Origin of the sequence: uncultured Porphyromonas sp. (assembly GCF_915070105.1) — a bacterium.
Taxonomy (GTDB): Bacteria; Bacteroidota; Bacteroidia; order Bacteroidales; family Porphyromonadaceae; genus Porphyromonas.
Map to the genome: position 1 here is coordinate 1 of NZ_CAJZFJ010000010.1, position 25,403 is coordinate 25,403.

Below are 25,403 nucleotides of genomic sequence, written 5' to 3' on the forward strand. Positions count from 1 at the left end.
AGGAAGTAGTACCCATCTATCATATAAAGAAAGCCTCGGGGGCTCGTACTCTAGTAGTACGAGCCCCCGAGGCTTTATATCCCCTCTCCAAAGAGGATCCGACCTTTAAAGAGGGTCTAATAGGAAAGGATGGTAGCCCTTAGAGATAACGGCTATCTCCTATGATCTACTGTTGGAGACGAACACCTTCGAGGGTACTAGCCTTCGCTGGTGTCTTCTTATCCTTGCCGTAATTGGGATGATATATACCTACAGGCATATCTGATACGCATTCCTTATTAGCATAGCTTGCGGCCAATGCCTTATCAGTCAGAGCCGTCCTCACCATATCGACAAGCAGAGTCGCAAGTATCCCTGCAAGCCCACCACTTCCATTCTGAGGGGTAGAAAGGTCTAGTACCCCCTCTATCCTACGAGAAAAGAGAGTCTCTCCCGTATGAGTAGAGCGGAGGATGTACTCTACATCTATAAGAATATCTCCTACTAGAGCCTTCTTCTCCCAGCGATGTATAATGGTAAAGAGCGATGCATCAGCCCCGAAGACTTCAGCAAAAGGATAAAGGTCTGCCTGGAAGAAGAGCTCAGCATCATCAGCACTCTCCTGTTGCATCAACTCCTTTGTCAGGAAAGGCGAAAAGACATAATAGCCCTGCTCTGCTAGCGGTACCATCAGTGTCGCAAAGAAGCTATCCTTGGCCTCCACTTGGTTCGTCTCATTGATCGGAGGCATGATGAGAATAGACTTAGGCTTATCATTATAGAGGTGCGGATAGAGTGCTCCACGAGTATAGTCCTTACCTAGCCCGCAGGAGTGAAGGAATAGAGAAGAGAGCCCAAGGAGCGTAAGTCCAGCGATCTGGTGTAGCTTTGGTTTCATTTCTTGAGCTGCTTAATGAGATTACCGATGAAGAACGTACTCTCAGGATAGAGTTCTATCTCTCGCTCTAGTAGGCGAAGCCCCCTCTCTTGCTGCCCCTGCTTGTAGAGTAGGTAACCATACTCAGCACAGATACCAGGAGGTGGCATCTTACGTGAGCCCTTGGGTTCGTTGATAAGGCGCTCGTAGACTTTCTTTAGGGTCTCGATACGCTCAGGTGTTGGGTTCTTGGCTACAGCATACGAGACAGACTCATAGTTATACCATGAGTAGAGCTTGCTGGTAGAGCCACAGCTAGACAGGAATACAGCGACAAGGGCCATGCTCCAGAGGTGATGTTTCATAATGCTTATATTAGGGATACAGCTTCAGGTATAGAATATAGACTTAGTACTAGCTAGCGTAGTGTAATGGTTTTAGTCGATCGTGTGGAGACAAAGATCTCTTTCTCGAAGAGCTTTCGGTTCTCAGCATCGTGAATACGTACGAGATGACGTCCAGGAGTGATCGTGATCCTCTTAGCTTTAGGTGTTACTTGATCTGGACGGATCGCAACGATACCGACCACGGACTCTTCATCTATTGAGACATAGACCTTATGCCCTTGGTATACCGAGGAGGAGGCTACGACGAGGTATGCCTCATCGTTTAGACCTCCAGAGAGTGATGCCGTAGAGCCACATGAGGCAATGCCAAGGAGGAGAGTAAGGGTAAGCGTAAAGAGAGTGGCAAGTCGCTTAATAGGATGGCACATGATGGTAAACTGATGGAAGGGTTAGACTATGGCTGTACGTAGTAGGTGTCAAGAGCCTTGTTATCTAGGGCACCTGATACAAATTCAACGATGGAGTATTCTGTCTCTGGAGTATCGCCAGCTAAGCTCTGCACTCGCACCTGAGCTACCGGCTTGCCTGCGAGCTCAAAGGTAGTCCCTGTCTGAGGGTTCGTTACCTTCTTCCCCCGCTTGTATACAGTGAAGGTATCCCCGACCTTGATACCCTGAGTAGCACCTCCAGCGAGAATCACTCCATCTTCATCAGCATTGATCACGTAGGTACGCCATGGTCTATCCGTACACTTATTGATGATATTCTCTACGAGTTGGTCAATAGCCCCAGAGATGGCCTTGTCGCTGAGCGTAGCGTCATAGCCTGCTCTACCGCCCATGCCTAGGGTGCTACGGCTGCTTGTCTCAGCATGCCCCTTGGCTTCCTCAGAGTAGATGACTAGTCCTGTCGAGACATCGACAATACGAATACTGACACCTGCCTCTACGATCTGCTTTTTCTCTGAGGTGAAGAGCCCTTCCTTACCTACGATTTTACGTCCATATTCAGTGATCGAACCTAGGATTAGGTAGTCAGCTCCCACCTTTTGCTGAGGGGTATTTCTTAGCTCTGCTGCGATCTTGTCCATATCACTACGCTCTAGTAGGATGAACTTGCCCGAGGTACTCAACTTAGCCACCAAGATATCCAGTGCCTGCTTGGCCATCGGGTCATTGGCTCGGTTGTAGAAGATCCCTTTACCATAATAGGTCTCATTGGAGAATCGCCCTACGGCCACCTTCCACTTGAGCCCCTTACGTTGGATAGGTTGCTGCTCTACACCCTGCTGGGCTATCACTCGAGTAGGCTCCTGTGCTCTCAAAGTCGCTATACCCACCCAAGAGAGAAGGGTAAGCACAAGTAATATTGCTCTGATTGGTTTCATGTTCACTATACGAATTTGGGATAGTTTCTCTGGAACAAATATAGCTATTCCTCCATAGAAGTGTACTACTGATAAGCGATAAGGGAGTAATAAACCAAGTCCTACAACTCCACTACTGGCATCTGCTGTCATAGAGAAGACCTATTACCAATAAATGTAGCTACATAAAAAGCACTTCCCCATGCCTAACAGATTAGGCATGGGGAAGGATAAGTGCAAAGTTGTCTCCGAGGTCTAACCTATACGGAGAACCCCTATGCTAGGAAGCTAAGCAGGATACCAGCTGCAACAGCTGACCCGATCACCCCTGCGACATTAGGTCCCATAGCATGCATGAGGAGGTAGTTCGTAGGGTCGTACTCGAGACCAAGGGTCTGCGAGATACGGGCAGAGTCAGGGACAGCGGATACACCAGCGTTACCGATGAGTGGATTGAGCTTGTTCTCTGGCTTGAGGAAGAGGTTGAAGAACTTCACAAAGAGCACCCCACTACACGTAGCGATAACGAAGGAGAATGCACCGAGCCCGAAGATCAGCACAGAGTTACCCGTGAGGAACTCCGTCGCCTGCGTAGAGGCACCGACCGTGACACCAAGTAGGATAGTCACTGTATCGATCAGTGGGCCCTTCGCTGTATCGGCTAGTCGCTTCGTCACACCACTCTCGCGTAGGAGGTTCCCAAAGAAGAGCATCCCTAGCAGAGGCAGTGCTGGTGGTACAAGCATCGTCGTAAGGAGTAGCCCTGCGATAGGGAAGATGATCTTCTCTGTCTGGGATACCTGACGAGGACGCTTCATACGCATTACTCGCTCCTTCTTCGTAGTCAGTAGACGCATGAAGGGGGGCTGTATCACAGGTACAAGAGCCATGTAGGAGTAAGCCGACACGGCGATAGCACCTAGGAGGTGTGGAGCCAGTCTATTGGAGAGGAAGATAGCCGTAGGGCCGTCTGCTCCTCCGATAATACCGATAGCTCCAGCCTCGGGGGGCGTGAAGCCTAGCTGTAGGGCAGTCATATAGGCGGCAAAGATACCGAACTGTGCTGCTGCTCCTACGAGCATGAGCTTGGGGTTAGAGATAAGAGCCGTGAAGTCTGTCATCGCCCCAATACCAAGGAAGATCAGGGGGGGATACCACCCCTGACGCACACCTTGGTAGAGGATATTGAGGACAGATCCTTCTTCGTAGATACCTACCTGCATCCCATTAAGCATCGGTATGTTCCCAATGAGCATACCGAAGCCGATGGGGATAAGGAGGAGAGGCTCAAACTCATATCTGATGGCTAAGAAGATGAAGAGCAGACCCACCAAGATCATGATAAGGTGCCCCATCGTTGCATTCGCTATTCCCGTGAAGGAATAGAACGTCTGCATATTCTCAACCAGAAAGCCCCAGAAGGACATAGCTAGACTAACCTATGATTACGATATCAGAGCCTTCGAGGATGTTATCCCCCTTAGCTACCTTGATGGCCGTGATCACACCATCACACTCTGCGTTGATGCTGTTCTCCATCTTCATAGCCTCTAGGATAGCGACCGTCTGACCAGCCTTGACCGTGTCACCGACTGCGACCTTGATGTCGAGGATGACACCTGGCAGAGGAGACTGTACGGCCGTACCCTTACCTGCAGGAGCAGGCTCTGCGGCGGGAGCAGCAGCGGGAGCGATAGGCTGTGGAGCAGCGGGAGCGGCGGCAGGAGCAGGTGCGGGAGCAGGAGCTGCGGGTGCGGCGGGCTTAGCTGCGGGACGAGCGGGAGCTGCGGTGAAGCCTTCGGTGAGGATATCTACCTTGTAGGAGACACCGTTTACTTCGACTGCTGCCGTGTTACCTTCGAGGTCAATGATGGCCACGCTGTACTCGTTGCCATTGATCTTATACTTATACTCTTTCATTATGTGTGAGTGTTTGATTGCGATTGGGATGAACTATTGGGAAGGGAGCTGACGCATCGTGTGGCTCTTAGAGCTCCATGGAGAGGGGACTACACCACGCTTGATGGTCAGGACATAGGATTCCTGATCGTGGAGGTGCTTGCCGAGCTCTTCGTGGAGGGCATAGGAAATCGCTGCGAATACTTCCTTGAGGTTCGGTTCCTGCTGCATAATGAGGATGTCGATTATTATTTATAGCGTCGTTGTGTGCCTTGTATGCGAGCATTCCACTGAGTCTGTCTATGACGGATCGTCAGGACATAGCTCTCTGCATCGTGCTGCTCCAGCTCACTGCGCAGGGCGAGGGAGATGGCTGCTGCCACCTCGCCAGGCTGTCCACCTAGGCTCTGCTGTAGGGCTAATGAGATAGCCACAAGAGCTTCGCCAGAGGGCTGTGAGGAGGAGGGGGAAACAGAGGCAGGGACTGCTGTAGTGGTCGAGGCCTTCTTTGGGTTCTTGGAGGATTCAAAGAACTGCCCCAAGAGCCTAAAGACCAAGACTAGCATTACCAAGGCGGCGAAAACAACAAGTACTGCCGTGAAGGTCATGATGAGGCCTGCAGGATCTTGCTCCTGCAAGCGGAGAACCTTTTCTGGGAGCTCAGTTGTACGATCCTGAGCCCACACGGTACCTGTGGCCGCCCCTGAGAGGGCAAGGCCAGCAGATAGCGTGAGAAGACGAGCGGTATTCATGCTAGTGTAGCGTTGAATGACTATGCACGGCTAGTGCCAGCTCTCTGACTAGAGAGGCAGGTTGTCGTGCTTCTTTGCTGGGTTGATCTGCTTCTTTGTACGGAGCTGCTCGAGGGCACGGATAATACGGAAACGTGTATTACGTGGCTCGATGACATCATCCATGAAGCCATAGGAAGCAGCGTTGTAGGGGTTAGCGAATGCCTTGCGGTATTCTTCTTCCTTCTGCGCTGCAGCCTCTGCGGGGTTCTCAGCAGCGGCAACTTCCTTAGCAAAGATAACCTCTACGGCACCAGCAGGGCCCATAACAGCGATCTCAGCAGATGGCCAAGCGAGGTTCACGTCAGAGCGTAGATGCTTGGAGCTCATCACGATGTAGGCACCACCATAGGACTTACGTAGCGTGACGGTGATCTTAGGTACGGTAGCTTCCCCGTATGCGTAGAGGAGCTTAGCACCGTGGACGATAACCCCGTTGTACTCCTGGCCGGTACCTGGGAGGAAGCCTGGCACATCGACGAGGGTAACTAGAGGGATATTGAAGGCGTCACAGAAGCGCACGAAGCGAGCAGCCTTACGAGAGGCGTTGCTATCTAGTGCACCAGCCATGACCATAGGCTGGTTAGCTACGATACCGACACTCTGCCCATTGAAGCGAGCGAAGCCGATAATGATGTTCTTAGCCCAGTCACGGTGGATCTCTAGGAACTCGCCATTATCGACGATCGTACCGATGACCTCATACATGTTGTAGCCCTTGTTAGGCTGATCAGGGATGATCTCGTTCAGAGCGTCATCTACACGATCGATCGCGTCTGTAGGCTCTACACATGGAGCATCCTCCATATTGTTCTGAGGGATGAAGGAGAGCAGGTGACGGATCAGGCGGATACCTTCCTCTTCGTTATCTACGGCGAAGTGTGCGACACCGCTCTTAGAGGCGTGTACGCTAGCACCACCGAGCTGCTCCTGCGTGACGTCTTCACCCGTTACGGTCTTGACGACCTTAGGACCAGTGAGGAACATATAGCTAGTACCCTTGCTCATGATATTGAAGTCCGTGAGGGCAGGCGAATATACAGCACCACCGGCACAAGGACCGAAGATAGCAGAGATCTGAGGTACGACACCGGAGGCAAGGATGTTGTTCTGGAAGATGTCACCATAACCGCTAAGGGCATTGATCCCCTCCTGGATACGAGCACCACCCGAGTCATTGAGGCCGATCACAGGCGCTCCCATCTCCATAGCGAGCTTCATGACCTTGCAGATCTTGGAGGCAAGCATCTCCGAGAGTGCTCCACCGAATACAGTGAAGTCCTGAGCGAATACATAGACCAGACGGCCATCGATCGTACCCGAGCCCGTGACGACACCGTCACCGAGGAACTTGGTCTTGTCGATACCGAAGTTGGTCGAGCGGTGTAGCACAAACGTATCGATCTCGTCAAAGCTACCCTCATCCAGAAGCATGTTGATACGTTCACGAGCGGTGAACTTACCCTTCTGGTGTTGGCTATCGATACGCTTCTGCCCGCCACCGAGATGAGCTGTGGCACGGAGCTGGATGAGCTCCTTGATTTTCTCTAGTTGAACACTCATATTATTAGCTATTAGTCGTTGCTATCGTTTCTTCGTGGAAAAAAGAGAGGGACAATAGAGGAGCCCTATACCTCTCTCCCCCTCAGGGGAGCGGTCTCAGACACCTCTATTATCCCTATACTCGTCATTGCGCTAAGCTTTACTTCACGTCGCGGCTATCACACAGCTCGGTGAGTACACCCAGCGTACTCTTGGGATGAAGGAAGCCGATGTTTAGCCCTTCTGCGCCCTTGCGGGAGTGCTTGTCGATCAGCTGGACACCCTTCTCTGCTACTTCCTGTAGAGCTTCGTCCGTATTGGGTACGGCGAAAGCGATGTGGTGAATACCTTCGCCACGCTTCTCGATGAACTTAGCGATGGTGCTATCGGGGGACGTAGCCTCGAGTAGCTCGATCTTCGTCTGCCCGACACGTAGGAAGGCGGTCTTGACCTTCTGGTCTGCGACTTCCTCGATGTTGTAGCACTTCAGCCCAAGTACACCTTCGTAGTAGGGCAGGGATTCTTCGATGCTCTTGACAGCAATCCCAAGATGTTCAATGTGTGAGAGGTTCATAGCTCTTCTTGCTTGAATTGATACGTTTATGGCGGGGGGCCTTCCCTCGCCGAGTTTATGCTACAAAAGTAAGAATAATCATATTCATAGCCTAACTCTCTAGGATAAATAGAATAATCGATGATTTCACTTTCCCCATCGCCCCATTTTCCTCTCCCCCACGATCACCCTCCGACGACCTTAAGCCCCAAGTATGGCTCTACCCATACTCCACCCTCTCCAATGGGAACGGGGAACTCTCCTATGTCGGGAACAGCTCTCAGATGGACGAAGGTGGAGAGAGGTGGGGGGATGGAGAGGCAAGTACGGGGGGAAGAGCGAGAGGGTCTGGGGAGGAGATGGGGAGGACTCGTGCATGTGATCTCTTAGAGGCCGGGAGTCAAGGGGGCGGGAAGCGCAGATCGAAGATATAAATACCTGTATCCTAGGCCTAAAATCAAGCAGTACACACTCACTACCTAGGACGGAAAGGTATACACACGTGTACACTGTTGTATACACGCATGTACACAACAGTGTACACACGAGTACACAACCTCGCTCTAAGTATCACCTCTGTAGGGCTCTCTTATATGTGCGTAGCAGGGGGATAAAGTCTCGGTGCTCCGGAGATTGAGACTAAGAAATGATCAGCTCAGAGTACCTAAGAGTGGAGGATGCGGAGAGAGCAGGCGTTGCCCTGAAGGGATGGAGATTGGGCAGGCGTTAGGCTTTTCGGTATCTTTGTGTGGCATAATGCCTTTTGCCTCTACCCGTCCCAAGGATAGAGGGACAGCAGACTAAGTACAATCAATCAATGTATACAGACGCTAGAAGACCATCCGTAAGTGGCGCCTCCGTGGCTCGCTTTGCCGATATAGAGATACTACGCTATGAGATCCCAGGCTTTGAGGATCTCCCCCTAGAACGTAAGCTCTTCATCTACCACCTCAGCCGTGCCGCCCTATTGGGGCGAGACATCACCTTTGACCAGAATGGCCGCTATGGGCTACGCCTACGTGCGCTCTTTGAGGGCATACATCTATATTATGGAGGAGAGCGTAGTTGCGAAGAGTTCCGTACTGTAGAGGAATACCTCTTCCGCCTATGGTTCTCCTCGGGTATTCATCACCACTATGGATCGGAGAAATTCGAGCCACACTTCACCGAGAGCTACCTACGACAGCTCCTAGAGGAGGTACAGCAGTCTACGGGACAGCTCCTACGCTTCAGAGGGCAGGAGCTAGAGAGACTACTAGCTATCATCTTCGACCCAAGCCAAGCTCCCCGCCGTACTGTACAGTCGGGGACAGAGGATCTCGTGCGTGCCTCCTCCGCCAACTTCTACGATGACCAAGTGACCCAGCAGGAGGCTGAGGCTTACTATAGGGAGGCCTATGAATCACTCCCCGAGCGAGAGCGCAAGGCTCCCCCTTCCCTAGGACTCAACAGCCGTCTAGCACGAAGTGTGGATGGCAGACTCTATGAGCAGACCTACCGCATAGGTGGGCTCTATAGTGAGGCTCTTAGCCGTATCTCTACGGAGCTAAGGGCTGCCCTAGCCTACACCGAGAGTGAAGCCCAGAGGGAGACCATCCTAGCCCTACTAGAGTACTACAAGACGGGAGACCTCAACGAATACAACCGCTACTCGATCGCTTGGGTCAATGATACCACACCCGAAGTAGACTTCATCAACGGATTTACCGAAGTGTACACCGACCCCCTAGGAACAAAGGGGATGTGGGAGAGTCTAGTGCATATCCGTGACCACGAGGCCAGCAGACGAACGGAGAAGATCTGCCGAGAGGCTGCATGGTTCGAGGAGCACGCCCCCATAGATGAACGATTCAAGAAGGCTTCCCCCCGAGGAGTCTCCGCCACCGTAGTCTCGGCAGCTATGCTTGCGGGGGACTCTTACCCTGCGACACCGATCGGCATCAACCTACCCAATGCCGACTGGATACGTGCCGTCCACGGATCCAAGTCCGTAACGATAGACAACATCCATGAGGCCTATCATCGGGCTGCACAGCACAGCGGGATGGACGAAGCCTTCGTACCCGACCCAGAGGTGCGTGCCCTACTTACCCGATATGAGGGGATCACGGAGCACCTCCACACAGACCTACACGAATGCCTTGGGCACGGCTCTGGGCAACTCCTCCCTGGGGTCTCAGCAGATGCCCTTGGGGCTTACCACTCCACACTCGAGGAGGCTCGTGCTGACCTCTTCGCCCTATATTATATGGCAGACGAGAGGTTGATAGAGCTTGGGCTACTGCCCGACCACGAGGCTTATAAGGCCTGCTACTATCGCTACCTCCTGAATGGGCTTGTCACCCAACTCGTACGTATCCGCCCTGGTCATCAGCTGGAGGAGGCTCACATGCGCAATCGTGCCCTCATCGCACGCTACGTACTAGAGCGTGGAGCCAAAGAAGGCATCCTAGAGCTACGTGGTCTCGAGCTCATCATCCATGACTATGCCGCCCTACGCCCTCTCTTCGCAGAGCTTCTCGCAGAGGTACAGCGGATCAAGAGCGAGGGGGACTATGAGGCTGGGCGCACACTCGTCGAGCAGTATGCCATAGCTGTAGATCCAGAGCTACACACCGAGGTGCTAGCTCGCTATGCACGCCTTGGCATAGCCCCCTACAAGGGCTTCGTCAATCCTCGGCTGGAGCTCGTGTATGATGAGACAGGGGGGATCTCCGATGTCGTAGCCCACTATGACGAGGGCTATGCAGAGCAGATGCTGCGCTATAGCCACACCTATGCTACACTACCCTATGACCCCGTGACAGCAGAGGAGCTCCGCCACCCAGAGCCCTCAGATGAGACCCTAGAGCTGGCTAAGGAGCTACGTGGGAAGCTTCGCCATTCGATGGATGGACAGATCGCCTCCTCGATGCGATCCAAGGGACTATACTATGGTATTAACTTTGGGCTCACGCTGGACTACATCCTTCGCTTAGCGGAGAAGCAGCCTCGTAGCGAAGACCTCGCTCGTTATATCCTAAGCCGAGATGTACGCGAACTGAAGATCATAGGTCAGCTCATATACCCTGCCGAGCAGGTGACTTATGAGGTGGCGACACAGCTTGCTCTAGCCTCCTTCTCCAATCCTGAACTAAGAGACTACCTAGCGAAGAACCTCTTCGACCGCATCCCTGACGCTGCTTACTGGGCGCTAGACTGGATATTCACCGACCGAGCCCAGCGCTGGGATGATCTCCTACCGATCGCCTTCACGACACTAGCCCGCAAGGTCTCTAAGGGCTTTACCATCCAGCACCCTCGCTGGAGAGAACTCTTACTCAGTGAGCTCCTCATGACACTATCCGACACAGAGCTCCCCTATCCTACCCCTCTACAGCGCACAGCCCTGCTCCTCCTCAAGCGATGGGGACGTGCAGACGAAGCTCTGAGAGCTGAGGTGCTAGCCAGCGATGAATTACAGAGCTGGGAGCAGAGCAATAACCCCGTACAGCGAGAGTTCGCCGAAGACCTACGCTTCGAACTTGATGAATATTCTACTATCTAATAAACTAACGACAGCGGATGACTAGCCTCACGAAGTATATCCCACCCCTCCTACTCCTCTCGACCCTATCTGCTCCGACATGGGCACAGCGACATAGCTCTGTACTCGAGCTAGATGGACGGAGAGAGTACCTACAGATCCCCGCACACCGAGACTTCGACATCTCACCTGAGGGGAGCTACACCATCAGCCTACACCTCTCTGGAGACCGTACGATCACCTATGCCCAAGGACAGCGTCTCATCTCCAGACGAGACCTAGCTGCTCCTAAGGGTAGTGATCAGAGTGGCTATGAGCTCCTCGGCCTACGCAACCTCACCACAGGCTTCTTCGGCATCTCTACCCCCGACCAAGCTGGGGGGTATGATCACTCACTCAACCTCTGGACAGGTGAGGAGACGAATCGTAGGGAGCTATACCGATGGTATCATGTCGCCTGGGTTGTAGATAGAGCCACACAGCGTATGCGCCTCTACATCGATGGCAAGCTCCAAACGCAGGGCTCAGACAAGGATATACGGCAGTGGTCCACGGCCAATGGTCTACCGATACTAATCGGTGCTGCGCAGCAGGGTGGTAAGGCAACGGCTCACTATGGAGGCAAGCTCGATAACATCCGCTTCTACAGTCGTGCTCTCACCAACGAAGAGGTGGAGCGTGATCGCCTCACCGAGCGCATCAGCCCCTCGACCAAGGGACTAGTCGCAGCCTATGACTTCGACAGCTATACTCCGGGGGATACACTCATACAGGATGTCACGGGGAGGCACCCGGCTCACCTCGTGGGCTTCCCCCAGCGTCTTCCTCACCGGTCAGTACGTACCTATCGGGAGCATGGTACCAATGCCACCTTGGTGGGGCGAGGTGCTACACAGCCCCTCTTCACCTTCTCGCTTGGCCTAGCTCGGACAGAACGGCTACGTTCCCTCACTCTTGACCTCAGTGGCACCACCCCCTCTGCGCTGAGTCAGGTGAAGCTCTACGAGACGATCAATGGGAATCGCTTTGATCCTCGGAGCCCCGGACGACTAGTAGCTACTGGTAGGGTCGGTAAAGGCAATCAAGTGACCCTTCGCCCCGTCGCCAAGGCTCCTAGCCTCAACGCTCACAGCAAGCTATGGGTAGTCACCGATGTCGCCCCCAATGCCCCCGAGGGAGGAAAGGTCGTCACCCGCCTGCAGGAGGTACGTCTATCAAGCACCCTCCATCCCTTCCGTCCAGACACACTCTCCAGAGCCTATGAGCACGAGATCGTCCTACAGCGTACACTCCTCTGGGCACCAGGAGAGAACCACTCGGCACACTACCGCATACCTGGGATCGTCCGTCTCGATGACGGCACCCTGGTAGCCAGCATAGACAAGCGCAAGACTAGCGAGTATGACCTGCCCGAGGATATCGATGTCGAGGTCAAGCTCAGCCACGATATGGGTAAGACCTGGAGTGCACCGATCACCGTCGCTAAGGGTAGTCCCCAGCAGGGCTTCGGTGATGCGGCTATGGCTACCGATGGACGTACCATACATATGGTCATGGTCAGCGGTAGCGGGCTATGGCACTACCCATCACAGGCAAAGAAGCCCCTACAGATGTACTACACACATAGTGAAGATGGAGGCAAGAGCTGGAGTACTGTACGCGAAATATCAGATGAAGTATATGGCGACCGCTTCCGCTACGGAGGTTTCTTTGGTTCGGGTAATGGGCTCATCACGTCTCAGGGCAGGATCATGTTCGTGGCTGCTATGCGTACGGATGAGAAGTGGGGAGGCACCATGGACAACGTACTTGTCTACTCCGACGACCAAGGCAAGACCTGGCAATCCTCTCCCGTGGCACGAGCCAATGGCGACGAAGCCAAGGTCGCAGAGGTCAGCGATGGCACGCTCCTCATCTCTAGCCGTAATAGGGCTGGAGGAGCCAATGCCCGCACCTTCGTACGCTCTACCGACTCGGGCAAGACCTGGAGCGAACCCCACACATGGCCCGAGCTAACAGGTAACGCCTGCAACGCAGCACTAGCCCGCTATGCCCCCGTCGGTAGTGGCAAGGATCAGCATCTCCTACTACACACACTCCCCACGAGCCCTACACGAGACCACCTGCGCCTCTTCCTAAGCGAGGACGAGGGCAAGACGTGGCGGTACTCCCGAGAGCTCTGCGGAGGTGAGGCTGTATATAGCGAGATCGTGATTCTCCCTGATGGTTCTATCGGGATCATCAGTGAGGAGGACGACCGCCCGGGCTTCGATATCTACTTCACTCGGGTAAGCCTCGACTGGCTAAGAGGGGGCAAGCAACACTAGCCCTCTACCCTAGAGGATACAAAGAAGCCGTGCATGACTAGCTCATGCACGGCTTCTTTCTCTTTGGTATGGGGCTACGAAAGGAAGTATAGAGACCTAAGCCCTACTTACCCTTTAGAGCCTCAAAGTAAGTATCCAGCAGATGCTGTGCCCCCACGAAGGAGGAGAGTGTATCGGAGAGTACCTGCTGCTCTACTTCACTACGAAGGCGTTGTACACGCTCGTTCTGGTAGAAGGAGGCCTTGAGGGCATCGTTGATGCTCTCATACATCCACCATTTAGCCTGACGCTGACGCTTCTCCGTGAAGTAGCCCGAGTCCATAGCGAAGTGTCGGTATTCGTCGATCATATCCCAGATCTCCTTGATCCCGATGCCATAGAAGCCCGAGTAGGTAAGTACCTTGGGACGCCATCCTGACTCTGTCGGGGGAAAGAGATGTAGGGCATTGCGGAAGTGGGAGGCCGCGAGGTTGGCCTTGTCGATGTTGTCACCATCAGCCTTGTTGATGACGATAGCATCTGCCATCTCCATGATACCACGCTTGATCCCCTGCAGTTCGTCTCCTGTGCCCGCCAGCTGGATGAGTAGGAAGAAGTCCACCATCGAGTGCACCGCCGTCTCGCTCTGCCCGACACCTACCGTCTCCACGAAGATGGTATCGAAGCCTGCGGCCTCACATAGGATGATGGTCTCTCTCGTCTTACGAGCGACCCCACCGAGTGAGCCTGCCGTAGGGCTAGGACGTATGAAGGCATTCTTCTCTCTGGAGAGCTGTTCCATACGTGTCTTATCCCCTAGGATCGACCCACCCGAGCGTTCACTACTCGGGTCGATGGCTAGGACGGCGAGCTTGCGCCCCTGCTTAACGAGGTGCATACCGAAGGTGTCGATCGAGGTACTCTTCCCCGCTCCAGGGACACCAGTGATCCCGATACGCATTGACTTACCCGAGTAGGGCAGGCAACGCTCTATGATCTGCTGGGCGACGACCTGATGCTCTGGGCGGTTGCTCTCCACGAGGGTAACAGCCTGACTCAGACACGTGATGTCGGAGGCGAGTATACCTGCCACGAACTCATCTACCGTATAGGTGCGTCGTGCCACACGCCTCAGGTTTGGGTTGATCATCGGCTGTGCCGCTACCCCTTCATTGACCTTGAGCCCCATGTAGGCGGGGTCATTCTCTGGGTGATGCAGTCGCTCTTCGTTGATATCCATATCGTATATATCTGTTGTGTTGTAGTAAGTATTTCCGTTAGAGGAGTGGGGAGATAGCCAAGTGGTGAAGGCGCCTATGATTCACTGCGAAGATCTGCAGAGTGCCTCAGCTCCTCGAGGTAAGCTCTCAGCACAAGTGGATGGCAGTGCGCCTCATCTCGAGCAGCATAGACGAGTGTCACACGTTCCTCCTGCTCTACCCTACTTAGGAAGGCTTGGCAGGCATCACTCGCCCGTAGCTCCGAGAGGTAACGCTCGCCGAAGGTAGCCCATCGTGCTGGGTCGTGTCCATACCATTGGCGGAGCTCCGTGGAGGGAGCGAGGTCTTTGTTCCATTCGTCTAGCCTTGCGTCCTGCCGACTTAGCCCACGAGGCCAAAGGCGATCGACGAGTACTCGGTAGCCATCAGTCGGTGAGGCGGGTAGGTAGGCACGCTTGAGTAGTAGCTCCATGCTCTAATTGACTAGAAAACACACGAGGGAGGGCGAAGCTCTTTGCCTCCCTTAGACAAAGGTACACTAATTCCCCTTGTATACCTAAGCCCCATATATTCCCATTCGTTCCTCCCCCGACTTGACTCTTCTCTGACCTATACACCTCGGAGGAGCTTACCCTGAGCGTATGTATCATCCCCCTCCTTAGCTTCCAAGAGCTACCCCTCTATCCCCTCACAGCTATCCAGCCCTAACCATCCCCCTAGCACGCCCCATACAAATCTCCCAATGAGAGGATGTAGTGAGTCCGAAAAATTGGCTGTGCAACGACCTCTTTATCAAACACTACTTGAGGGATAGAGAGGACATACCGAGAAGGGGACATAGGACATATAATGTTCGCCCCCGTCACCTAGGTAAGGTGATGCAGGTGAACATATCAAGTCTTCTCTAGGGCTCATTACTTATCCTCTGCTTGGGCTTTCAGAATGCATGCTACGACACAACAAGGAGAGGGGAGTTGTAAAGCTAGTGCTAGTTTACCCTACGAGGAGTTCAGTAGTGATACATTTATATAAGGTATAGGGAGCTTTGTTGACTAAGGGACAAACTCACCCCACGCAAACATGAACAGCGACAATATCCCCTCCCCAATGAGAATAGTACTGTATACCTCGGGGCTGAGCCGTGAAAATACTAGAGCTCGAAGAGCAACGAGTCGAAAGCCCTACACTGACGATAGAAATACCTGTACCCTAGCTATATACTGACCAAGTATATAGCTGCTACCTAGGAGGCAAAAGTATACACGTGTGTACACAATAGTATACCCACCTGTACACAACTGTGTACACGCGTGTACACACCTTCGCTCTAAGTATGTCCTCTCTAAGGCTCTCGTATATGTGCTACTTGGGGGCTAACGCAAGGAGCACCGGAGATACGGATAAGAGCCCCTTAGGCATGAAATACCCCCCAAAGGAGCCAATGAGTGCAGAATATGAGAATACTAGAAGAGAGACCATGCATGAGCCCTTCCGTAGACCTAGTCGGGTAGGCAGGTAGGGGTTATCCTCGGTAAGTACATTATTTAAGTATCTTTGTAGCCGTTATGCTACTCTTTGAGCTACTACTTACATTCCTGAAGGGGATACTCATCGGTATGCTGGTCTCAGCTCCTATGGGGCCTACTGGCCTTCTCTGCCTACGTGAGACGACACGAGCAGGGAGGAAACAAGGGATGCTTGTGGGACTAGGAGCGACACTCAGTGACCTCGTCTATGGGCTCGTTGCCTATTGGGGTGTAGGGATTGTCCTCAATCTACTTGATCACTATAGTAGTTCCCTTCGTCTAGGGGGGAGCATATTCATCCTAGCCTTCTGTGTGATCCTGCTCACTCGTCGTGTCGCACCACGTGAGGATGACGAGCCCGTACAGATCCATCCGCTGAAGTCGGTACATAGCGTTAAGAAGGTCTCTGGAGCCTTCCTACTGACGCTCTCCAACCCCTTCATCATCCTACTCTTCCTACCCCTGTATACCCGCCTAGAGTTCGTACGTGTAGTGAAGCTACAGTTCATCGAGTTCTTTGTCGCCATGGCTGGCATCGGTATCGGATGTATCCTCTGGTGGATTATCCTTACCTATGTGGTCAAGAAGCTCTCCCTACGCTTCGGTGTGCAGAGCCTAGAGTGGATCAATCGCCTAGTGGCCTTTGTCCTGATCGTGATCGCCGCTCTAGGGATCTACTCGGTAGCCTTTGAGTAGGAGCTACCCTCGTCTAGGGGATAGCTCTGCACCTCTCACCTATTTTTAGCAAAGAATATGAAGCAAGCAATCATCCCCCGCATAGAGCGCCAGGGGCGTTCACTAGAGGCTCTCACTACCAGCCTCAGAGAGCAGGGGCAGGCGATCTATATCGACACCCTCAACTGGCCTCAGGACTTCCCCCATCGCCCCCTCGTAGCCGCCTACCTAGGCTATGACGAAGAGGCACTCTATGTCTGCTATGTCGTGGAGGGTGAGGATCTACGCACCCTATCCCCAGGTGACGGACACTACGTACACGAGGATAGCTGTGTCGAGCTCTTCATGCAACGAGAGCGAGGCGAGGCCTATACCAACTTTGAGTTCAACGCTGCAGGCGTCTGCTATGCAGCACACCATACCACCCCTAGCGAGAGTACGCTACTGACCAGCGAGGAGTTCGCAGCCATAGAACGCTGGGGGAGTCACCTCGGACAGCACGGCATCGAGACGACAGGTCGCCATGCCTGGATGCTCACTGTCTCCCTGCCATGGTGGACAATGGGCTACACAGCAGGTCGTCCCGACCACTTCTTCGCCAATCTCTATAAGTGTGCAGACAAGACGGCTCATACACACTTCCTCAGCTGGGCTCCCATCGAAGAGGTTAAGCCCGCCTTCCACCGCCCGCAGTTCTTCGGGGAGCTCATCCTACAGCCCTAGTTCATTATGTCCTACTTCGTCCGCACCCTCGGGACGACAGTCCTCTTGACCCTAACCACGCTCACGATGGCTCATGCACAGAGCCCTAGCGAGGAAGAGGTCGCACAGCGAGATAGCCTAGCGAGACAGCAGGAGGCCTTCATCCAGTCTCAGTTCACACAGAAGAGCTACGGGATCAAGGAGATCGACCGCCTCTTCAGACACGAGCCCCCCTACCCATACAATCAGGATCGGGGCTATGAATTCTTACGAGCCTTCGCCAATAGTCAGGCACGTAGCCACGAGACCTCTGGAGGCAAGCCCTCCACGATGAAACGTATTATCCAATGGGCAACGGGTACTAACATCAACCTAGGGAAGTGGCAGATAGGTGTGGATGGGATCCTAGACCTCATCCCAGAGCGCAATCGGGTAGACGGGCAGTGGCTCGGCTATGAACTACAGTTCGTCCGTTGGCTCGGAGAAGGCAGGAGCATCCGCCTGCGCACCTCCAATAACTACACCCTATGCTCCCGCCAGTGGTTCTCGGAGAATCATCTAATGCTCTACTACGCTCCTCGGCAGGATGGTCTCCTCGTCCTCTCAGGTGGGCGCACCTCGAGGGAGACAACCCACCTAACGCCAGAGGAGATCTACCGAGGTTACTACGGAGTGCTCCCCGGGACCAACAGCCCCGTGCGTGACTATGAGAAGATCTTCGTCACCCTACGTAATAGGATCAACCTAGGGACAGGACTTGACCTCTCGACAAGTCTCATCTTCGAGGATAGGAAGAGTCAAGTCACACCAGCCCTCACCCACCACAGAGTATTGGTAGCAGAGGGGCAACTCCTCTGGGCTCCTACCTTCCTCAATCCCTCCGTCACCACGACCCCAATCCCCGTAGGCTTCCGTAAGGAACTTGGGTTAATCTATCGTCAGGCTCTTCGCCCACAGGGTATCGATCAGAGTACAATCCCCTATAGTGAGTATAGCATGGTCGAGGGCTTCGTACGTGGATGTATCCCTATGAGGGTAGGCAGTAGGCTGGACTTCAAGGTCTCAGTGGGGGGCTACCTCAGCCATGGGCTAAGGACACAGAGCGACGAGAAGTACTTCGCACACCTCTCTCTAGCTAATCGTACCCCCCTCCGTCAGGCTTGGGCTACTATGCCCCTTGACTACACGGGTGGCGAGGGATGGACGACACAGGAGGTAAACTACCTGAGTGGCCGCTTCCTGCTCTCTCGCAGTAGGGCCTTTGGCGAATTTCTCAAGATGGATGATGCCCTACACCTAAAGAACCTCATCGGCCTAGATGGGCGAGCCTATACCGAGGCTGGATACTCGATCGGATGGGGAGAACTCGCTCGACTGGGGCTCTTCGCGGGCTACGACCACCAGAGCTCACATGCACGGGTAGCTCTACGACTCAGCTTACCGATACTAAGCCTTACCTCCTCCTGGAGTGAGCGTAGATAGCAAAGGACTAGGCTAGCATCCGACACCTACATCATACAGAAGCCCCCTAGGGGGCTCACTATATCATGATCCCACGAAGTGTGTTCCTACTAGATACACCGAGGGATTTCCCTTATAGCAAGGGAGCTAACAAAGGGGCAAGCAGTGAAGTCTTTGAGGGGTAAGGAGGGATGGGAAGGAAAGAATTTGAGCAAGATGATACGAGTTACGAAAAGTTTGTTACCTTTGCAGTGTGTCATATTTATGACACACAGAATAGACATCACCCACATTACAAGCTATGATCACTGTAAAGCAACTATCATTCGGCTATACCCGTCGTCGTAACATCTTCGACAGCCTAAGCCTCGAGCTACCCAAAGGAAGCATCGTCGGCCTACTAGGGCGCAATGGCGAGGGGAAGACTACCCTACTCAAGCTCCTCTATGGACAGCTCCTACGCCGTCAGGGAGAGCTCAAGGTACTAGATGCAGACCCTAAGCACCGAGCTGTCTCCTTCCTCCAGCAGGTGTATCTGCTACCAGAGGAGTTTCAGGTACCCCCGATCTCGATCCGAAGCTTCTTCGACATATCTGCCCCTTTCTACCCAAACTACGATGAAGCGGTAGCTAAGGAGCTGATAGATACCTTCGGGCTACAGTGGGATATGAACCTCAAGAAGATCTCACAAGGGCAGAAGAAGAAGGCTCTCATCGCCTTTGCCCTATCCCTGCGTGTGCCCCTGCTCCTACTCGATGAGCCTACCAACGGCCTAGACATCCCATCCAAGGGTGAGTTCCGCCGTACCGTAGCCCGCTACACCACGGAAGAGCAGACGATCATCATCAGCACGCACCAAGTGAGAGACCTAGAGCAGCTAATCGACCGTATACTCATCATGGAGCGAGGATCTATCTTCTGCAATGCCACTGTAGCAGATATCACAGAGCGACTAAGCTTCAGACTAATCACTCCCGAGCTAGCAGACAAGGCTCTCTATAGTGAGCCCTCAGCAGTAGGTACTGTAGGCATCCTACCAAGTGATGGGAGCGAAGAGTCTGAGAGCAACTACAGCATGGAGCTCTTCTTTAATGCCGTTATCTCCGAGCGTGATCGCATCCTACAGGCTCTCTCTGAGAAGCACTAATCACTGACTCCGCCCTACCTCACACCCAAACAACAATAGAACGACAATGAATACCTCTAGTCTCCATACATCATCCCTTGGTCGTATTGTCCTACTCACCAAGGCTAGCCTGACGGGCTCACTCAGATCCTTCCTGATCTTTCAGCTCGTCATGGCTATTGTCTTCATCGCAGCCCCTCTCCTCATCAACTTGATCGGCTCGGGGTTCAACCTAGAGTTCGCCTATAGAAAGCTCGCCGAGTCCTTCCTCGATGGGACTCTCCTCCTCTCCTATGCTCTCGCCACCTGGATATACTGCCTGATCTGGATCTGCCAGCTCGTGCATACCTCTAATCCCTCAGCCTTCACGCAGATACCGGCCTCTGTCGGGGAGAAGATAGCTACGATGGCTCTAGCGACGCTTGGATACCTATTCATCACCCTGATGTCCATAACGATCATCGCACTAATCTTTAGCTGGATAGCGCCCGATGACGTAGTTAAGAATGAGCACTTCTTATGGGAGGTAGGAAGGGAGCTCAGAGGAGGGATTGGCCATCTAAGCACAGCCAATCAGATCGCACTACTCTCCTCGACTATCTTTGCTATTGTGATGCCCGTCCTCTGCATGCTCTACTTCCGACGCCCACTCTTCGGATTCTGCGCCATTGGGCTCATCATAATCCTTGTTATTGGGATAAGCACCTCCCAGACAGTCAGGATATTCAGTAACGCAAGCTTCTATAACGATAGTGAAATAGAACAGCTACAAAGGGAGCTGGAGTTCGTACGCAACGTCTATAGTAGCGTCATGTTTGTCGTCAATGCTGCTATAGCCTACGGCATCTACTATAGGCTCAAGACAATCCAAATTAAGTAAGATGACATGGCTTATCTCAACGTGGGCTTCACCCACATCATCGACTATATTACCGAGGGCATCCTCTCGGGTAAGTATCAGGAAGAGGGACGTATCCCCTCCGTACGAGACCTAGCCGTGCTGATGCAGGTGGCCCCGAACACGGTCGTACATGCCTATGACAAGCTCTCGGCACGTGAGCTCATCTATACCCAACGTGGGTTAGGCTTCTTCGTCTCGACAGGGGCACTGGAGCGTGTACGCTCACAGCGTAGGGCACTCTTCCTCGATGAGACCATCCCTCAGATACGTAGGGAGGCCAAGCTGATTGGCATCACCGGCGAGGAGCTACGAGAGGCCCTTGACCTCTAGCTCCTAGCTAGCACACCATATACAGAGAGCGAACACCCCCCATAGGATCATACCTGTGGGGGGTGTTCGCTCTCTGTTCGTATGTAAGTCCCCAGAGAAATAAGGTCATCCAATACTGCTCCTAAGGGGAGTCCCCATAGTTAGGTATTTTCTATTGCTACCTCCTATTGGCTAGTTTCTTATGGTACCTTTGTGTGCCCTACCATGAGATAGGGCTAGTAGTAACATTTATTCTACACAACCCATAAGTTTTTTTTGATAGGTATGAGACACCTTACTCGTCTGATCTTCCCTGTGGTAGCACTGCTCGCTGTGACATCATCCTGCAAGAGCACTGACAACCCACTTCCTCCTACCCCTCCCGCTCCTCAGCCCCCCAAGCTCCAGTTGACTCTCCCTGAATCGACAGACGAGATCGCCCCCAGCGAATACGCCGTCCTCATGGACTTCGCTACACGCAATGGCCTAGAGGCTCAATTCAAGGCAAAGAAGCCCAGCGAATGGGATCTCTCTGCCCTAGCCTTCGACTTCGTCAAGGGCTCGGACAGCAAGTACCACATCACGAAGATCCTCAGTGGTTCCTCGGGCTACACCAGCGTCAAGAAGCTAAGTCTACTCGCCACAGAGAGCCTACCCGAGCTCCAGCGCATCGAGCTCATCGCCCCACTCCTTGAGGAGGTACAGCTACGCAACCTCCCCAAGCTCACCTACCTGAGTCTAAAGGGTACACAGAGCGACAAGAAGGCTCCCCTCACTAAGCTCACCTACGAAGCACTCCCTCTACTAGACAGCGTGATCCTCCAGAGCTTCCCCTCGCTCAAGACAGCCAATGATGACAAGGCCCTCAAACTCCCTGCCCAAGGCTACGACCCCGATAAGGGAGGCATAGACCTCCTGCCTAAGATCGGCTATATCGAGCTCTCCGATCTACCCGCCGTGACCGAGCTCTATGTAGATCCTCTATACGCTACAGTCTCGAAGGGGCTTAGCCTATCGAAGCTCTCCAACCTAAGCTACCTCCTCATCTCGGGGGCTAAGCTGAGCTCCATGACCTTCGATGGCAAGGACTACCCTCTACTGGAGACCCTCACGATCAAGAAGCCCCAAGTAGGTTCAGCCACAGCGCTCAAGCTCACGAACTTCCCCAAGCTCCACGAGGTACTCATCCAGTCCTCTAGCGAAGTGACCACAGCCACCGTCAGCTCTTCGCCCGAGCTCACCAAGCTAGACATCGGGGGCGGGAAGCTCACTAGCCTTAGCCTCGCAGAGCTACCCAAGCTACAGACCCTACGACTAGCAGGCAACGAGCTCAAGAACCTTGACCTCAGCTCCCTCTCCACACTGAGGACGGTAGACCTCTCACATAACCTCTTCGCCTCCCTCGCCGACATGAAGCTCCCAAACACGATCACGAGCCTAGTGATCAGTGGTAATGAAGCCATTACCGAGGCTAATCTCGCTCCCTATCGTGACCTCGAGACCTTCGTATGCTTCGGCCTCAAGAAGGGTAAGACTGCCCAAGACCACAACCAGCGGGGTAGCCTCGCCGTCATCAACATCAACGGCCTAGCGAAGCTTCAGATGCTCCGTGTACCGAACAACCAGCTTAGCTCCATCTTTGAGCTCGGCTACGAATACCCCGCACTCGAGACCCTAGAGATCGACCACAACTCCCTCTCTCCCGAGGCTCACGTCAAGACCTATCTCGTCGTAGGGCGAGGAAAGAGCAAGAAGATCACCCTCACCAAGGACACCTTCGAGGGTCAAGCTCCCTATGCCGTCACCGTACGTAAGGATGGTACCGTAGACCTCACGGGTATTCACAAGGTACTCACCTCCTCGGATAGCCCATTCGGGCTCAGTGGCTCAGGTGAGGTCATCGGTATCCTCATCATAGAGTCCCAAAGATTCCCCTCCTTGGCAGGGCAAGAGGCCAATACCAGCAATGCCCGCCTCTTCCTAGGCGAAGATCCTGACTACGGCAATGGTCTCTGGCAGATCAGGAACAAGGGGAAGTATGCCGTGCGTATCCACCTCGAGCAACTGAACTCCCTCGCTCCTCTCTTCCCTAAGGCTCTGGAGAGTGCCCCCATTGAAATCAAGTAGCCCACCCTCCCCTCGGAGGTAAAGCGACCACCCCTACCCCGCTCATTACACAGCGGGAGGGACACACGCCCTCAGCTCTAGTAGCTGAGGGCGTGTGTCGCTTTTGCCCAAGTTCCTACCCGCCCTCTGCACCTGCTCATATCCCCTTTCCTGCCAACCCATTCCGCAAGCTATACCTCCTCCCCTTACAGTTCCCTCACCTCTACAAGGAGAGATGGGAAAGAGAGCCCATAGAGGAGATACCCGAGCCATCAGGGTGGATACGAAGACGAGGAGAAACACATGACATCACTAGAGATCGATAGCGTTGCACTCAAGGGACATAGATTCAAGGTAGAGGCATCTGTCCGAAGAGTAAACTTACCGAGCATACACCTCCTACCTACGAGGGCAAAAGTATACACGTGTGTATACAACAGTATACAAGCGTGTACACTCTTGTGTACACGTGTGTACACAACCTCGCTCTAGGTATGTCTGCTGGAGGGCTCTCTAAGAGGAAGAATTCTCGGAGCTAATGCCTAGGTACACCAGTGATTAGCGAAGGGTGCTCTCGGATATAAAGTAGCATCCTAGGAGAGCCCAAGCGGAGGCATAGAGTCGGGTGTACTCAAAGCGATCATGCTTCAGCCCTAAAACACAAGAAGGGTACTAGGGGCAAGGCGGAATATTTGTACTTTTGTGACGCTAACAGAAATAAGTAATCTCAAGGTAATGCCCGTAGCCCAAGGTGTCCTGCTGACCTTCGTCGCCTATATCCTCTTCCTCTTCCTGCTAGCTCGGCTAACAGGTCGTAGGGATGACAACGCTAGCTTCTTCCTCGCCCGCCGAGCGACCCCCTGGTGGGTGGTAGCGATCGGGATGCTCGGGGACTCCATTTCGGGTGTGACCTTCGTGTCTGTGCCCGGCGATGTCGTCCACTCAGGCATGACCTATATGCAGCTCGTACTGGGCTTCTTCGTGGGCTATATAGTGGTGACCTATGTCCTGCTCCCACTATACTACCGACTACAGCTGGTATCGATCTATAGCTATCTCGAGCGACGCTTCGGCAGGCATAGCTACCGTACGGGGGCGATGTTCTTCATCATCTCCAAGCTCTTCGGAGCAGCGGCCAAGCTCTATGTCATTACCCTGATCCTGCAGAGTCTCGTCTTTACGCCCCTAGGTATCCCCTATCCCGTGACGGTCGTAGGTGTGGTAGCCATTATCTGGCTCTATACCCAGCGTGGAGGAATGGGGACGATCATCTGGACGGATGTGCTACAGACCCTGTGCCTAGTCACTACCCTCATCCTCATGCTCTACCAGGTCTCCTCCCAGCTAGGTCTCAGCCTATCGGGGATCGTGGATGTGGTGCGAAGCTCGGAGCATAGTCGTATCTTCGTCTTCGACGACTGGACGAGTCCTCTATACTTCTGGAAGCAACTCATCAGCGGTGCCTTCATCGTGATCGTGATGACGGGACTTGATCAGAATATGATGCAGAAGAACCTCACCTGCCGTAGTCTCAGGGAGGCACAGACCAATATGCTCACCTACGGCTTCGGGTTCATCCCGCTCAACCTCCTCTTCCTCACCCTAGGGATCCTGCTCGTGCACTATGCGAGCACGATGGGACTTACCCTACCAGAGAAGACGGACAGCATACTGCCCTATCTAGCTACGACCCAGCTAGGGTCGGTGGTGCTGATCTGCTTCACGCTGGGGATCACAGCAGCGTCCTTCTCCAACGCCGACTCCGCACTGACGAGCCTAACGACGTCGGTATGCACCGACCTCCTCGGTATGGACATGAAGGGGGGCGAGCAGCGTCGCAGGTGGATCCACCTGGGGGTATGTGTAGCCTTTGCCCTCATGGTGCTCTTCATCGGGAGCATGCAGCAGACCTCGCTCCTGAAGACCATCTTCACCGCCGTCTCCTATACCTATGGCCCTCTGCTGGGGTTCTTTGCCTTTGGACTCCTGACGAAGCTGCCTATTCGCGACCACCTCGCCCCCTACATCGCCGTACTCTCGCCCCTCGTGAGTTATGCCCTCGCCTATACTCTAGAGCATACCATCGGCTACAAGGTAGGCTATGAGATGCTACTCTTCAATGGACTCTTTACCTTCGTCTCGCTCTGGATCGCCCATGATCGGAGGGGGAAGGAGGTGCATGTTTAACTAT

The 25,403-nt window shown here is 53.6% G+C and carries 22 protein-coding genes; 10 read left to right on the top strand and 12 right to left on the bottom strand.

The window, feature by feature from the left end:
* Nucleotides 1-166 precede the first annotated feature (166 nt).
* From QZ554_RS01870 to mce, 10 genes are all read right to left on the bottom strand, one after another.
* A complete protein-coding gene (locus QZ554_RS01870; RefSeq protein WP_297193878.1) occupies nt 167-877 on the bottom strand; it encodes a GNA1162 family protein in 711 nt (236 codons plus the stop codon).
* Complete coding sequence (locus QZ554_RS01875) at nt 874-1,221, bottom strand: DUF4810 domain-containing protein (RefSeq protein ID WP_297193880.1); 348 nt, start codon at nt 1,219-1,221, stop codon at nt 874-876. Before QZ554_RS01875 ends, QZ554_RS01870 begins: the two co-directional genes overlap by 4 nt.
* A 53-nt stretch (nt 1,222-1,274) precedes the next feature.
* Nucleotides 1,275-1,631: a hypothetical protein gene (locus tag QZ554_RS01880; protein WP_297193882.1), complete on the bottom strand. Its 357-nt coding sequence runs from the start codon at nt 1,629-1,631 to the stop codon at nt 1,275-1,277.
* A 26-nt stretch (nt 1,632-1,657) separates the two neighbouring features.
* Nucleotides 1,658-2,590 (bottom strand): CsgG/HfaB family protein, encoded by a 933-nt coding sequence (locus QZ554_RS01885; RefSeq protein WP_297193884.1) that lies wholly within the window; start codon nt 2,588-2,590, stop codon nt 1,658-1,660.
* Nucleotides 2,591-2,844: 254 nt separating this feature from the next.
* On the bottom strand, nt 2,845-3,996 hold the full coding sequence (locus QZ554_RS01890) for a sodium ion-translocating decarboxylase subunit beta (RefSeq protein WP_297193885.1): 1,152 nt from the start codon (nt 3,994-3,996) through the stop codon (nt 2,845-2,847).
* Between the two features lie 7 nt (nt 3,997-4,003).
* Nucleotides 4,004-4,489 (bottom strand): acetyl-CoA carboxylase biotin carboxyl carrier protein subunit, encoded by a 486-nt coding sequence (locus tag QZ554_RS01895; RefSeq protein ID WP_297193887.1) that lies wholly within the window; start codon nt 4,487-4,489, stop codon nt 4,004-4,006.
* Nucleotides 4,490-4,522: 33 nt separating this feature from the next.
* The gene (locus QZ554_RS01900) at nt 4,523-4,699 is read right to left on the bottom strand and encodes a hypothetical protein (RefSeq protein ID WP_005467364.1); all 177 of its coding nucleotides are present in this window, start codon (nt 4,697-4,699) and stop codon (nt 4,523-4,525) included.
* 17 nt (nt 4,700-4,716) lie between these two features.
* On the bottom strand, nt 4,717-5,220 hold the full coding sequence (locus QZ554_RS01905) for an OadG family transporter subunit (RefSeq protein WP_297193890.1): 504 nt from the start codon (nt 5,218-5,220) through the stop codon (nt 4,717-4,719).
* Nucleotides 5,221-5,268: 48 nt separating this feature from the next.
* Complete coding sequence (locus QZ554_RS01910) at nt 5,269-6,822, bottom strand: acyl-CoA carboxylase subunit beta (protein ID WP_044168130.1); 1,554 nt, start codon at nt 6,820-6,822, stop codon at nt 5,269-5,271.
* A gap of 139 nt (nt 6,823-6,961) precedes the next feature.
* Nucleotides 6,962-7,375 (bottom strand): methylmalonyl-CoA epimerase, encoded by a 414-nt coding sequence (mce, locus tag QZ554_RS01915; RefSeq protein ID WP_297176082.1) that lies wholly within the window; start codon nt 7,373-7,375, stop codon nt 6,962-6,964.
* 796 nt (nt 7,376-8,171) lie between these two features.
* On the opposite strand from mce, the gene QZ554_RS01920 reads away from it, so the two are divergent.
* Complete coding sequence (locus tag QZ554_RS01920; RefSeq protein ID WP_297193892.1) at nt 8,172-10,901, top strand: peptidase M49; 2,730 nt, start codon at nt 8,172-8,174, stop codon at nt 10,899-10,901.
* 17 nt (nt 10,902-10,918) lie between these two features.
* A complete protein-coding gene (locus QZ554_RS01925) occupies nt 10,919-13,207 on the top strand; it encodes an exo-alpha-sialidase (RefSeq protein WP_297193894.1) in 2,289 nt (762 codons plus the stop codon).
* Nucleotides 13,208-13,310: 103 nt separating this feature from the next.
* Here the strand turns inward: QZ554_RS01925 and meaB are convergent, their stop codons facing one another.
* Together meaB and QZ554_RS01935 are read right to left on the bottom strand one after the other, a co-directional pair.
* On the bottom strand, nt 13,311-14,426 hold the full coding sequence (meaB, locus tag QZ554_RS01930; protein ID WP_297193896.1) for a methylmalonyl Co-A mutase-associated GTPase MeaB: 1,116 nt from the start codon (nt 14,424-14,426) through the stop codon (nt 13,311-13,313).
* Between the two features lie 74 nt (nt 14,427-14,500).
* On the bottom strand, nt 14,501-14,878 hold the full coding sequence (locus QZ554_RS01935) for a DUF488 family protein (RefSeq protein ID WP_297193898.1): 378 nt from the start codon (nt 14,876-14,878) through the stop codon (nt 14,501-14,503).
* A 1,093-nt stretch (nt 14,879-15,971) separates the two neighbouring features.
* Here QZ554_RS01935 and QZ554_RS01940 point away from each other — a divergent pair.
* From QZ554_RS01940 to QZ554_RS01975, 8 genes are all read left to right on the top strand, one after another.
* Nucleotides 15,972-16,628 carry a LysE family transporter gene (locus QZ554_RS01940; protein WP_297193900.1) on the top strand — a complete coding sequence of 219 codons (657 nt, stop codon included), beginning with the start codon at nt 15,972-15,974 and terminating at the stop codon, nt 16,626-16,628.
* 57 nt (nt 16,629-16,685) lie between these two features.
* Complete coding sequence (locus tag QZ554_RS01945; RefSeq protein ID WP_297193902.1) at nt 16,686-17,330, top strand: carbohydrate-binding family 9-like protein; 645 nt, start codon at nt 16,686-16,688, stop codon at nt 17,328-17,330.
* A gap of 6 nt (nt 17,331-17,336) precedes the next feature.
* Nucleotides 17,337-18,791 carry a DUF5686 family protein gene (locus QZ554_RS01950; protein ID WP_297193904.1) on the top strand — a complete coding sequence of 485 codons (1,455 nt, stop codon included), beginning with the start codon at nt 17,337-17,339 and terminating at the stop codon, nt 18,789-18,791.
* Nucleotides 18,792-19,071: 280 nt separating this feature from the next.
* Nucleotides 19,072-19,917 (top strand): ABC transporter ATP-binding protein, encoded by an 846-nt coding sequence (locus tag QZ554_RS01955; protein ID WP_297193906.1) that lies wholly within the window; start codon nt 19,072-19,074, stop codon nt 19,915-19,917.
* 46 nt (nt 19,918-19,963) lie between these two features.
* Entirely contained in the window at nt 19,964-20,776 is an 813-nt protein-coding gene (locus QZ554_RS01960; protein WP_297193907.1) for a hypothetical protein, read from the top strand.
* Between the two features lie 6 nt (nt 20,777-20,782).
* Nucleotides 20,783-21,127: a GntR family transcriptional regulator gene (locus QZ554_RS01965; RefSeq protein ID WP_297176061.1), complete on the top strand. Its 345-nt coding sequence runs from the start codon at nt 20,783-20,785 to the stop codon at nt 21,125-21,127.
* A 264-nt stretch (nt 21,128-21,391) separates the two neighbouring features.
* Nucleotides 21,392-23,233, top strand: coding sequence for a hypothetical protein (locus QZ554_RS01970; RefSeq protein WP_297193908.1), 1,842 nt, complete (start codon nt 21,392-21,394; stop codon nt 23,231-23,233).
* 681 nt (nt 23,234-23,914) lie between these two features.
* Nucleotides 23,915-25,399 carry a sodium:solute symporter gene (locus QZ554_RS01975; protein WP_366764335.1) on the top strand — a complete coding sequence of 495 codons (1,485 nt, stop codon included), beginning with the start codon at nt 23,915-23,917 and terminating at the stop codon, nt 25,397-25,399.
* Nucleotides 25,400-25,403: the final 4 nt, after the last annotated feature.

Coding starts and splice junctions, on each gene's coding strand:
- QZ554_RS01895 (WP_297193887.1), bottom strand. CDS start 4,489: ATGAAAGAGTATAAGTATAAGATCAATGGCAACGAGTACAGCGTGGCC.
- mce (WP_297176082.1), bottom strand. CDS start 7,375: ATGAACCTCTCACACATTGAACATCTTGGGATTGCTGTCAAGAGCATC.
- QZ554_RS01960 (WP_297193907.1), top strand. CDS start 19,964: ATGAATACCTCTAGTCTCCATACATCATCCCTTGGTCGTATTGTCCTA.
- meaB (WP_297193896.1), bottom strand. CDS start 14,426: ATGGATATCAACGAAGAGCGACTGCATCACCCAGAGAATGACCCCGCC.
- QZ554_RS01890 (WP_297193885.1), bottom strand. CDS start 3,996: ATGTCCTTCTGGGGCTTTCTGGTTGAGAATATGCAGACGTTCTATTCC.
- QZ554_RS01955 (WP_297193906.1), top strand. CDS start 19,072: ATGATCACTGTAAAGCAACTATCATTCGGCTATACCCGTCGTCGTAAC.
- QZ554_RS01880 (WP_297193882.1), bottom strand. CDS start 1,631: ATGTGCCATCCTATTAAGCGACTTGCCACTCTCTTTACGCTTACCCTT.
- QZ554_RS01945 (WP_297193902.1), top strand. CDS start 16,686: ATGAAGCAAGCAATCATCCCCCGCATAGAGCGCCAGGGGCGTTCACTA.
- QZ554_RS01965 (WP_297176061.1), top strand. CDS start 20,783: ATGGCTTATCTCAACGTGGGCTTCACCCACATCATCGACTATATTACC.
- QZ554_RS01925 (WP_297193894.1), top strand. CDS start 10,919: ATGACTAGCCTCACGAAGTATATCCCACCCCTCCTACTCCTCTCGACC.
- QZ554_RS01910 (WP_044168130.1), bottom strand. CDS start 6,822: ATGAGTGTTCAACTAGAGAAAATCAAGGAGCTCATCCAGCTCCGTGCC.
- QZ554_RS01940 (WP_297193900.1), top strand. CDS start 15,972: ATGCTACTCTTTGAGCTACTACTTACATTCCTGAAGGGGATACTCATC.
- QZ554_RS01870 (WP_297193878.1), bottom strand. CDS start 877: ATGAAACCAAAGCTACACCAGATCGCTGGACTTACGCTCCTTGGGCTC.
- QZ554_RS01885 (WP_297193884.1), bottom strand. CDS start 2,590: ATGAAACCAATCAGAGCAATATTACTTGTGCTTACCCTTCTCTCTTGG.
- QZ554_RS01935 (WP_297193898.1), bottom strand. CDS start 14,878: ATGGAGCTACTACTCAAGCGTGCCTACCTACCCGCCTCACCGACTGAT.
- QZ554_RS01875 (WP_297193880.1), bottom strand. CDS start 1,221: ATGAAACATCACCTCTGGAGCATGGCCCTTGTCGCTGTATTCCTGTCT.
- QZ554_RS01920 (WP_297193892.1), top strand. CDS start 8,172: ATGTATACAGACGCTAGAAGACCATCCGTAAGTGGCGCCTCCGTGGCT.
- QZ554_RS01905 (WP_297193890.1), bottom strand. CDS start 5,220: ATGAATACCGCTCGTCTTCTCACGCTATCTGCTGGCCTTGCCCTCTCA.
- QZ554_RS01950 (WP_297193904.1), top strand. CDS start 17,337: ATGTCCTACTTCGTCCGCACCCTCGGGACGACAGTCCTCTTGACCCTA.
- QZ554_RS01900 (WP_005467364.1), bottom strand. CDS start 4,699: ATGCAGCAGGAACCGAACCTCAAGGAAGTATTCGCAGCGATTTCCTAT.
- QZ554_RS01970 (WP_297193908.1), top strand. CDS start 21,392: ATGAGACACCTTACTCGTCTGATCTTCCCTGTGGTAGCACTGCTCGCT.